The 10503-nt window shown below is 74.6% G+C and carries 11 protein-coding genes; 8 read left to right on the forward strand and 3 right to left on the reverse strand.

Going from position 1 to position 10503, the window contains the following annotated elements:
- Positions 1–127: 127 nt before the first annotated feature.
- The 7 genes from ABD879_RS03295 (at position 128) to ABD879_RS03325 (ending at position 6825) form a co-directional block, all read left to right on the forward strand.
- Entirely contained in the window at positions 128–1471 is a 1344-nt protein-coding gene (locus ABD879_RS03295; RefSeq protein ID WP_345017264.1) for an MFS transporter, read from the forward strand.
- A 92-nt stretch (positions 1472–1563) separates the two neighbouring features.
- Positions 1564–2322, forward strand: a complete 759-nt coding sequence (locus ABD879_RS03300) for an SDR family NAD(P)-dependent oxidoreductase (protein ID WP_345017266.1) — start codon at positions 1564–1566, stop codon at positions 2320–2322.
- A gap of 21 nt (positions 2323–2343) precedes the next feature.
- Positions 2344–3090 (forward strand): SDR family NAD(P)-dependent oxidoreductase, encoded by a 747-nt coding sequence (locus ABD879_RS03305; protein ID WP_345017268.1) that lies wholly within the window; start codon positions 2344–2346, stop codon positions 3088–3090.
- 16 nt (positions 3091–3106) lie between these two features.
- The gene (locus tag ABD879_RS03310) at positions 3107–3640 is read left to right on the forward strand and encodes a hypothetical protein (protein ID WP_345017270.1); all 534 of its coding nucleotides are present in this window, start codon (positions 3107–3109) and stop codon (positions 3638–3640) included.
- A 115-nt stretch (positions 3641–3755) separates the two neighbouring features.
- Entirely contained in the window at positions 3756–4385 is a 630-nt protein-coding gene (locus ABD879_RS03315) for a pyridoxamine 5'-phosphate oxidase family protein (protein WP_345017272.1), read from the forward strand.
- A 128-nt stretch (positions 4386–4513) separates the two neighbouring features.
- Positions 4514–5917: a cytochrome P450 gene (locus tag ABD879_RS03320; RefSeq protein ID WP_345017274.1), complete on the forward strand. Its 1404-nt coding sequence runs from the start codon at positions 4514–4516 to the stop codon at positions 5915–5917.
- 131 nt (positions 5918–6048) lie between these two features.
- Complete coding sequence (locus tag ABD879_RS03325) at positions 6049–6825, forward strand: SDR family NAD(P)-dependent oxidoreductase (RefSeq protein ID WP_345017275.1); 777 nt, start codon at positions 6049–6051, stop codon at positions 6823–6825.
- Positions 6826–6865: 40 nt separating this feature from the next.
- Here ABD879_RS03325 and ABD879_RS03330 read toward each other — a convergent pair whose 3' ends face one another.
- Together ABD879_RS03330 and ABD879_RS03335 are read right to left on the reverse strand one after the other, a co-directional pair.
- The gene (locus ABD879_RS03330) at positions 6866–8974 is read right to left on the reverse strand and encodes a pyridoxal-dependent decarboxylase (RefSeq protein WP_345017277.1); all 2109 of its coding nucleotides are present in this window, start codon (positions 8972–8974) and stop codon (positions 6866–6868) included.
- A 7-nt stretch (positions 8975–8981) separates the two neighbouring features.
- Entirely contained in the window at positions 8982–9284 is a 303-nt protein-coding gene (locus ABD879_RS03335) for an exonuclease/endonuclease/phosphatase family protein (protein ID WP_345017279.1), read from the reverse strand.
- Between the two features lie 286 nt (positions 9285–9570).
- Here ABD879_RS03335 and ABD879_RS03340 point away from each other — a divergent pair, with 286 nt between their 5' ends.
- On the forward strand, positions 9571–9984 hold the full coding sequence (locus ABD879_RS03340; protein ID WP_345017281.1) for a DUF2795 domain-containing protein: 414 nt from the start codon (positions 9571–9573) through the stop codon (positions 9982–9984).
- Between the two features lie 72 nt (positions 9985–10056).
- On the opposite strand, the gene ABD879_RS03345 is transcribed toward ABD879_RS03340, so the two are convergent.
- The coding region (locus tag ABD879_RS03345) for an aromatic-ring hydroxylase C-terminal domain-containing protein (protein WP_486303738.1) at positions 10057–10503 on the reverse strand (447 nt) is incomplete at its 5' end.

The following is a 10503-nucleotide window of genomic DNA, read 5'->3' on the forward strand; positions in this document are numbered from 1 at the left end:
CGGATCGCCCGTCCGCGCCGGGTCCCGCACCGCCCCGCTTCCCCGTCACCCGGTCGCCCCGCTTCCCCGCGGCTCAGCGGCGAGCCGCGTCCCTCCCTTCCCTCATCCCTGCACACGAAGGCTGCCCATGTCCGGAAGAACCGTGTCCCTGCCCCCCGGGGGCGAGCCGCTCGCCCCGGCGGCCGTGCGCCGCGTCTCCATCGTCTGCTTCTTCGCCTGGGTGTTCAGCGTGTTCGACTACACGCTGTTCGGCACCCTGCTGCCCGCCATCTCCGACGACTACGGCTGGAGCTCCAGCACCGCCACGAACGTGTCCACCTGGATCACCCTGGGCACGTTCGTCGTCTCGCTGGTCGTCGGGCCGATGCTGGACCGCTGGGGCCGCCGCAGCGCCCTGGCCGTCACCACCGCCGGCGCCGCGGTGGTGTCCGGGCTGACCGCGCTGGCCGGCGGCAAGCTGTCCATGATCCTCATCCGGGCGCTGTCCGGCCTGGGCTACTCGGAGGAGGTCGTCAACAGCGTCTACCTCAACGAGGTGTACGGGAACAACCGGCGCCGCGGTTTCATGTACAGCTTCGTGCAGTCGGGATGGCCGGTCGGGGCGCTGCTGTCGGCGCTGGTGTCGGCGGTGCTGCTGTCCTCGGTCGGCTGGCACGGGGTGTTCCTCATCGCCACCTTCCCGGCCGTGGTGATCGTCGTGCTGGTGCGGCGGCTGCCGGAGTCGCCGGTCTTCGTCAACCTCAAGCGGGTGCGCGAGCTGCGCGCCGAGGGCCGCGAGGCCGAGGCGGTCGCGCTGGCCAAGGCGGCGGGCGTCGAGGCCGGCGAGACGGGCCGGCTGCGCGACATCTTCACCCCGCAGCTGCGCCGGCACACCCTGTGCCTGTCGGCGGCATGGCTGCTGAACTGGATGGGCATCCAGGTGTTCTCGGTGCTCGGCACCACCGTGCTCACCGAGGCCAAGGGCGTGTCGTTCGACAGCGCGCTGCTGGTGCTGATCCTGGCCAACGCCGCCGGGTTCGCCGGGTACATCACCCACGGCTATGTCGGCGACCGCTTCGGCCGCCGCCCGACGATCATCGTCGGCTGGCTGCTGGGCGGCGTGGCGATGACGCTGATGCTGATCGGCCCGGCGTCGCCGGCGTTCGTCGTCCCGCTGTACATGCTGGGCCTGTTCTTCCTGCTCGGCCCGTACGCGGCGCTGCTGTTCTACATGGGCGAGTCGTACCCGGCCAAGGTCCGGGGCATCGGCCCGAACACCGCCCACATCATGGGCCCGATCGGCGCGATCGCCGGGTCCGCGGTGCTGTCGGTGCTGCTGAGCGCCGACCTGTCGATGGGCACCGCGGCGTTCTTCGCCGGCGCCGTGGGGATCTTCCTGTCCGGCGTGGCCATGATCGGCGCCCGCCGCACCGACCAGGAGCTGCGCCGGCCGACGCGGCAGCCCGCCGCCGCCGACACGCCGGCGGCGTGACCGCGGCGCCGGGGCCGGGCCCTTGCGCCCGGCCCCGGCGCCGGCCATCCGCCTTTCGACCCGCCTCCGACCCGACACGAGGAGCTGTATCCATGACGAAAGTCGCCGTGATCAGCGGCGGGGCCAGCGGCATCGGCCGCGCCCTCGCCGCCGCCTACGCCCGGGAGGGCGTGGCCAGCGTGATCGGCTACTACCCGGGCGACCCGCACGACCCGCAGGTGGTCGTGGACGAGGTGGCCGCACTGGGCGGCCGGGCGGTCGCCGTGCCCGCCGACGTGCGCGACTCGGCGGCGGTCGAGGCGCTGGTGCGCACCGCCGTCGACACCTTCGGGCGCCTGGACATCGCGGTGGCGGCCGCGGGCGTGCTGCGCCGCGCCCCGCTCGCCGAGCTCACCGACGACGCCTGGGACGACATGCTCGGCGTCGACCTCACCGGGGTGCTGCGGGTGTTCCGGTCCGCCGCCGCGGCGATGGAGCGGGGCGGCGCGATGGTCGCGATCTCCTCCATCGCCGGCGGCGTGTACGGGTGGGACGACCACGCCCACTACGCGGCGGCCAAGGCGGGCGTGCTGGGGCTGGTGCGGTCGCTGGCGGTGGAGCTGGCGCCGCGCGGCATCCGCGTCAACGCCCTCATCCCCGGGCTGATCGAGACGCCGCAGTCGCTGGACGAGCGCAACTCGCTCGGCCCCGAGGGGTTGCGCGCGGCGGCCCGGGGCATCCCGGCGGGGCGGGTGGGCCGCGCGTCGGAGGTGGCGACCGCGATCCGCTTCCTGACCTCCGACGACGCCTCCTACGTCACCGGCCAGCAGCTCATCGTGGACGGCGGCCTGACCGTCCGGTTCCCGGACTGAGAAGACCCCCTGGAGGACGACATGACGGTTCTGAACGGGCGCCGCGCCCTGATCACCGGCGCCGCCAGCGGCATCGGCGCCGCCATCGCCCGCGCCTACGCCGAGGCGGGCGCCGCACTGGCCCTGGCGGACCTGGACGGCGACGGCCTGGCCAAGGTCGCCGCCGGACTGCCCGCGGGCACCGCCGTCACCCGGCACACGGTGGACGTCACCGACGCCGACGCCGTCCGCGCCATGGCCGAGGCGGCGATCGACGCGCACGGCGGCATCGACGTGCTGGTCAACTGCGCGGGCATCCTCACCGAGGTGCCGCTGGTGGAGATGGACCCCGCCACCTGGGACCGGATGCTGGACGTGGACCTGCGCAGCGTGTTCCTGTGCTGCCGCTACGTCGTCCCGCACATGGTCGAGGCGGGCGGCGGCCGGGTGATCAACGTGGCGTCGCAGCTGGGCCTCAAGGGCGGCGAGGGGCTGACGCACTACTCGGCGGCCAAGGCCGGGGTGATCGGCTTCACCAAGGCGCTGGCGCGGGAGGCGGCGCGGCACGGCGTGCTGGTCAACGCCATCGCGCCCGGCCCGATCGTGACGCCGCTGATCGACGGGCTGAGCCCGCAGTGGCAGGCGGCCAAGGAGGCCGAGCTTCCGCTGGGCCGCTTCGGCCGGCCGGAGGAGGTCGCGCCGACCGCCGTCCTGCTGGCCTCGGACCCGGGCGGCAACCTCTACACGGGGCAGACGCTCGGCCCCAACAGCGGCGACGTGATGCCGTAGGCGCGCCGTGTGCGGAATGTGCGGTTCGGCCGCCACCTGGACGGAGCGGATCGCCCCGCTGGAGGGGGGCGGGGCGGTCCGGCGGCAGCGCGCGCTGGCCGCCCTGCTGGCCCGCGCGCCGTCGCCCGGCCTGCGGCGGGTGAAGGCGGTCCCCTGGCCGGGCGGGGGCTGGCGTCTGGCCGCCCCCGACGGCCTGCGGTTCGCCCGTTCGCTGGACGAGGCCGCGGCGGTGCTGACCGGCCGCTACGGCCCGCTGGTCGACGCCGGGCCCGGCGACGCGTCCACCATGGCGCGCCTGCCGGACGGGGCGTCCGGCCACGCCCTGGCGGTGTGGGCCGCGGCGCTGCGCCACGCCGGGTTCTCCGCCGAGATCACGACCGCGGACTTCACGCTGGCGGTGGCCCCGTCCGGCGTGCACGTCGTCCCGTGCTCCGGCCCGCCGCCGGAGGGGGCGCGCGTGGCGGCCGCGGCCGGGGCGCGGAGCCTCTCCGGGTGGCTGGAGGTGGCCGCCGGGCTCGCGGAGCGGCGCACGGGGCCGGGGCCGCGGTGACGCGGCCGATGGCCGGGGCGCGGCCGGGACGTCCCGTCCGGTAGGGACCGCGCCCCGGCCCATCCGCCTCCGCCCCGCCCGCAGTACGCTGGCGGCGCCTGGAACGGAGGACGTGATGCGGGACGGTTTCGTGGAGGTCGCTTCGGAGGACGAGCTGCGCGCCCTGGTGGGCCCGCCCAAGCCGCGGGCCGTCACCAAGGAGCGCACGCGGCTGCACCACTGGGACCGCGAGTGGCTGGCGCACTCGCCGTTCTGCCTGGTCGCCACCAGCGGCGCCGACGGGTCCTGCGACGTGTCCCCCAAGGGCGACCCGCCCGGCTTCACCCATGTCATCGACGACGCCACCATCGCCCTCCCGGACCGCCCCGGCAACCGGCGGGTCGACGGCTTCCGCAACGTGCTGGCCAATCCGCACGTCGGGCTGATCTACCTGGTGCCCGGCCGGACCGAGACGCTGCGGATCAACGGGCGCGCCCGGCTGGTGCGCGACGCGCCGTTCTTCGACGAGATGATCGTCAAGGGGCACCGCCCCGACCTGGCGCTGGTGGTGGAGATCGAGCAGATCTTCTTCCACTGCCCCAAGGCGCTGCTGCGTTCGCGGCTGTGGCAGCCGGACACCTGGCGGCCGGACGCGCTGCCCTCGCACGCCCGCATGGTCAAGAGCGTCCAGGTCACCGAGGAGACCCTGGAGCAGCTGGAGGCCTACTACGGGCCGAGCTACGCCGAGGGGCTCTACAGGCGCTGACCGCGGTCCGGCGAAAGGCGGCGGCCGGACCGTACCGAGACGCACCACCCGGGAGTTTCGCCCCTGATGTCCGACGATTTCGCTGTAGCTGCTGATCACACCAGGTTCGTTCGTCTAAAGTGCTCGCGATGAACCACGCGACGCCCAGAGCCGAAGCCCATCCGCCCCTGGAACAGCTCGCGGTCGAACCGCTGATCTGCCGCGACTACGAACAGCGCCCGGCCTTCTACTACGAACGGCTGCGCGCCGCGCACGGGCCGGTCGCTCCGGTCGACGTGCTCGGCGTGCCCATCTGGCTGGTCATCGGCTACCCGCAGGTGCTGGACATCCTGCGGGACCCGCGCGACATCTGGAGCAAGCGCCTGGAGAACTGGCGCGCCTACACCGAGGGCCGGGTCCCGGCCGACTGGCCGCTGATGCCCGCCATGCAGGCCGACAACTCGATCTTCCGGGACGGCGCCGAGCTGTCGCGGCTGCGCGGCGCGTGGATCGAGGGGCTGCGGCCGTTCCAGGAGCGCGGCCGCCCGCAGGCCCGCGAGCTGGAGCACGCCATCTCCCAGTACGCCGACGACCTGATCACGGTGCTCGGCGAGGGGAGCGGCCGCGCCGGCACGGCCGACCTGGCCGCGCAGTACGCCCGCCCGCTGCCGCTGATGATCAGCAACCGGCTGCTCGGCTTCACCGACGGCCGGGCCGAGGACCTGCTGATGGACATGTGGCGCCTGGTGGACGCCGGTCCGGACGCGGCCGAGGCGCAGGCGCGGCTGCTGGCCGCCGTGCGCGACCTGTGCGCGCGGGCGAAGACGGACCCCGGCGACGACCTGCCCGGCCACATGGCCGCCGCGGCGCCCGACCTGACCGTCGAGGAGCTGACCCGCGAGCTGTTCATGGTGGTCGCGCTGATCGGCGACTACTGCGGGACGCTCATCACCGGGACCGTGCTGGAGGTCATCGGCGGGGACTCCGGAGCGCGCGACAGCGTCTCGGCCGGGCTGATCCAGGAGGCGGTCAACCGGGCCGCCCTGGCCAGTCCGCCCATGGCCAACCTGACCCTCCGCTTCCCCCGCACGGACGTGCGGATGGGCCGGTACACCATCGCGGCGGGCGACCCGGTCATCCTGTCGGTCGCGGCCGCGCACGGCGACCCGGCGTTCACCGGCGGGCAGGCGCCCGACTCGGTCTACAGCTCGCGCGCGCACGTCGCCTTCGGCGCGGGCCCGCACGCCTGCGTGGCCCGCGACCTGGCCACCACGATCACCACGATCGCGGTGGGCCGGCTGTTCGAGCGGTTCTCCATGCTGCGGCTGGCGCTGCCGCCCGACCAGCTGCCGTGGCGGTCGTCCCCGCTGATGCGCAGCCTGCGCTCGCTGCCGGTGCACTACGAGCTGGCCGAGTACCGCACCGCCCCGGCGGCCGGCGGCCCCGCCGCGCCGGCTTCGCCCGCCGAGCCGCGGACGGAGCGCGAGGCGCAGCAGCAGGAGGCGCGGCTGTCGCTGACGCGCCGCTTCCTGCGCGCCCTGCGCATCGGCTGACCCGCGCGGCCCTCCCGCCGGCCGCCCTTTCCTCACGTGCGGCACACCCGCCGCTGACGTCCCCAGTAAAGTTGATCAACGATCGGGGGCGTCTCGGGGGGTGTGCTGCAATCTGAGGACGGAGTTCGGGCATGAAGCTGGACGGGAGGGTCGCGGCCATCACCGGCGGCACCCGCGGTATCGGCAAGGGCATCGCCGAGGCGTTCCTGCGGGAGGGCGCCACGGTCGTGCTGAACGGGCGCAGCCCGGCCAAGGGCGAGCAGGCGCTCAAGGAGCTGGACGCCGGCGACCGCGCGGTCTTCGTGCCGGGGGACGTGACCCGCAAGGCCGACGTGGAGCGGCTGATCGACGAGACCGTCTCCCGGTTCGGCCGCATCGACGTGCTGGTCAACAACGCCGGCGGGTCGTCCGACCCGGCGCCGGTCGCCGACACCACCGACGAGGAGTGGGAGCGGGTCCTGCGCTGGAACCTGTACTCCACGTTCTGGGGAACCCGCGCGGCGCTGCCGCACATGACCGCCCGCAAGTACGGCCGGATCATCAACATCTCCTCGGTGGAGGGCAAGCACGGCAAGCCGGGCATCGGCCCGTACGTGGCGGCCAAGCACGCCGTCAACGGCCTCACCAAGAGCGTGGCGCGCGAGGTGGGCACGTCCGGCGTGACCGTCAACGCCATCTGCCCGGGCCTGGTCATCACCGACGTCGTCCGGGAGACCGGCCCGGCGGCCGCCGCGGCGATGGGCCTGACCTACGAGGGCATGGTCGAGCTGTTCGCCCAGGAGTCGTCCCTCAAGCGGCCCACCACCGTGGAGGAGGTCGCCGCGGTCGCCGTGCTGCTGGCCTCCGACGAGGGCGGCGGCATCACCGGCGCGGCGATCAGCGTCGACGGCGGCACCGCCGCCTACTGAGCCCGCCGCCCGCCGAGCCGCCGCCCGCCGGGCGCGCCGCCTACCGGGCCGTTTCCCGCTCGATCGCGCGGGTCTCCTCGACGATCCGCCGCCACGCGGACCGCACGTGCTCCTCCCGCGTGGCGGGGGCGCCGATCGCCATGCGCAGCAGCACCCGGCCGCCCGCCTTGGTGTGGGTGAGGTACAGGTCGCCGGACGCGTTGAGCCGCTCCATCAGGCGCAGCGTCGCCGCGTCCGCCTCGTCCTCGGGCAGGCCGTCCCAGGCCGGGCGGAAGCACACCAGGCTCAGCGGGTGGTGGTCGAACAGCACGAACCCGGGTTCGTCGCGGATCCACCCGGCGAGCCGCTGCGCCAGCGCCACGCCGGTGCGGATGTGCTCGCGCAGCCCCTCGGCGCCGTACCAGCGGATCACCGACCACAGCTTCAGCGCGCGGAACCGCCGGCCGAGCGGGATCTGCCAGTCGCGGTAGTCGATGACCGCGCCGGACTCGGTGGCCTGGTTGCGCAGGTACTCCGGCAGGATCGACAGCGCCCCGGTCAGCGGCGCGCGGTCGGCCACCCACAGCAGGTTGCAGTCGAAGTTGGTCAGCAGCCACTTGTGCGGGTTGGTGGCGTAGGAGTCGGCGTACTCGGCCAGGCCGTCGTTCAGCCACCGCAGTTCGGGGCAGACGGCGGCCACGCCCGCGTACGCGGCGTCGACGTGCAGCCAGACGCCGTGCCGGCGGCACACCTCGCCGACGGCGGCGACCGGGTCGACCGCGGTGGTGGACGTGGTGCCGATCGTCGCGCACACCAGCGTGGGCACCAGGCCCGCGGCGGCGTCCTCGGCGATCAGGGCGTCCAGGTGCGCCGGGTCCATCGCCAGGGTCCGCGGGTCGACGTCCACCGTCCGCACCCGGGCCGTGCCGATACCGGTGATCTTGGCGGCCTTCTCCAGGGACGAGTGCGTCTGCGAGCTGACGTAGAGCGTGTGCCGCCCGGTGAGGCCGTCGCGGCCGGCGCGTCCGCCGCTGGCGCGTTCCAGCGCGGCCAGGATCGCCACCAGGGAGGCGCTGGACGCCGAGTCCTCGATCACCCCGCCGCCGGGGCCGTCGCTGCGGAACTTGGCGGGCAGCCCCAGCAGTTCGGCCATCCAGTCGGCCATCCGGGTCTCCAGCTCGGTGCACGCCGGGCTGGTCGCCCACAGCATGCCCTGCACGCCGAGCCCGGCCGACAGCAGGTCGCCCAGGATGGCCGGACCGCTGGCGTTGGCCGGGAAGTAGGCGAAGAACGAGGGGTGCTGCCAGTGCGTGATCCCCGGCATGACGACGCGTTCCAGGTCGGCCAGGACGTTCTCGTACCCCTCCCCCTGCTCGGGCGGGTGCACGGGAAGCGAGGCCAGCACCTCGCCCGGCCGCGCCTGCGACAGCACCGGGTACTTCTCGATCCGCTCCTGGTAGTCGGCGATCCAGTCGACGACCTGCCTGCCGTACCGGCGGAACTCCTCGGGGGTCATGTGTGCGGCCACGTCTCGCTCCTTACGACGAACCTCGGCCCCCAAGATATGGCCGGGCGGGGCCGGCCTGGCACGGGGGGCCGAAATCGTCCGGGCCGAGGTCAGCCCACGATCAGGTGGGCGACGACCGGTTAGTGGTCGGAGGGGTACCGGCCGTTCTCCTCGTAGGTGTCGATCTCGGTCCCGCGACAGGATCCAGTCGATGCGGTCGCCGTCCGGCACGGGCGGCTTCCACCCGCCGACTGTGTTGGAGGCGGGGCCGCGCCGCTCGGCCGTCTCCCAGGTGTCGGCGAAGGCGTCGTCACCGGTGAGTACGGTGTACGGCTCGCTCTTGCCGGCGGCCGCGTTGAAGTCGCCGGTGAGCACGACGGGCACGCCCGCCTTGAAGCCGCGCACGCGCCGCAGCATCAGCTCGGCGCTCCTGACCCGGGCGTTGTGCGACTGGTGGTCGACGTGGTAGAAGACCCGGCCGGTGCGGCGGTCGCGGAACTCGGCCCAGGTGACCATGCGGGTGACGGTGTCGCCCCAGGTGGCCGAGCCGATGAGCAGCGGGGTGTCGGACGGCCAGAAGTGGTCGAAGTCCAGGACCTCGAAGCGGTCCCGGCGGTAGAAGACCGCCGCGAACTCGTCGCGGGTGCCGCCTTTGCGGCCCATGCCGGTTTCAGTCGTGCGCGGGCAGCGCCGATTTACCGTCCAGGTCGCGCATCTGCGGCCACGTCGCCTCCTGCACGCCCAGCAGGTCGGGCCGCTGCCGGCGCAGCACCTGCTTCATCAGCGGCAGGCGGGAGGCCCAGTCGCGGGGCGGCGCGTCGGCGTCCAGCCGGATGTTGTAGGTCATGACGCGCAGCCGCGCGTCCCCGGCCGACGCGGGGGCGGAGGCGGTCACGGCGACCGCGCCGGAGACGAGCGCCGCCAGGACGAGCGGCAGGCCCAGGAGGGAGAGGCGGATGCGCCGCGACGGCATGCCACCCCTTTTTCAGGAACATATCAGGAGCAATCGCCCAGTAGATGATCACGACCGGGTGTCCGCCGGACGGCCTCCGCCGGTACGCGCCGGTTCCCGCCCGTGGCCGCCAGGTGACCCCGCCCCCCCGGGGGGGGCGCCGGCCGGGCCGCTCGCGGCGGCCCGGTCACCGCCCCGTTTAGGCGGCCCGGCTGGGGAACGCCTCGGATCGTGGACGAGGCGCCGGTACGACGACGCGCCGTGGCCATGGGGATCTCCCGGAGCGTTGGGAACGGAGGAAACGACCATGCCTGAGGGTGACCGGACCGGCAAGCACGGCCCGAAGCTGGACGACGAGATGGGCCACGAGGCGGAGGGCATGGTGCGCGGCGGCGGCCCCACCCACGCCGAGGAGTGGCGGCAGCCGGAGCCGGTGTCCGACGAGCTCGGACGCGACCCCACGTCCCGGGGCGCCTCGATGCCGCCCGGGGCGCCGCCCGGCATGGACCCCGGCGACGTGCAGACGCGCAGCGCCGTCGCGCAGTCGCTGCTGGGGGTGCGCTACCCGGCGTCGCGGAGCGAGCTGATCGACCACGCCGCCGCGGGGCACGCCACCGACACGATCATGTCGATGCTGGAGCGGCTGCCCGACCGCGACTACGAGAACATGGCCGACGTGGGCGAGGCGCTCGGTCTCGGCCGCGAACGCCACCGCTTCTGACCCTTCTGCCCTGCCTTCTGCCCTGCCGTCCGCCGCCCCCGCCGTCCGCCGCCGGGGGCCGCCGCGGGCGGCTCATCCCCCGCGCCCGCCCGGGGTCGGCTCGGGCCGGGGTCCGGCGGGGCCGTGCGGCCGCACGTGCGGGACGTGCTCGGCGGGCGGCCCGCACCAGCGGGCCAGCGCCTCGCGGATCGCGGCGGCGCGCAGGTCGGGGGAGGTCTCGTCGGACGCCCACGCGATGTACCCGTCGGGACGGACCAGCACGGTGGTGCGGGTCGCGCCGCCGGCGGTGGCGCAGCGCACCCGGTCGGCCCACAGCCTGGTCGTCAGGTACGTCACGGCCGGGTCGTTGGCGGCGGCGACCAGCACGAACGGCCCGTCGCGCAGCGCCTCGTACAGCCGTCCGGGCCGGCCGGCGAGCCGCACGTCGGGCGCGCGGCGGCCGGTCAGCCGGTGCGCGCCGTGCGGCGCCGGATACGCCACGGCGAGGCCCGACAGCGCCGGCGCCAGCCGCCGCCTGAG

The sequence above is a fragment of the Actinomadura keratinilytica genome, from assembly GCF_039539665.1.
Classification (GTDB): domain Bacteria; phylum Actinomycetota; class Actinomycetes; order Streptosporangiales; family Streptosporangiaceae; genus Spirillospora; species Spirillospora keratinilytica.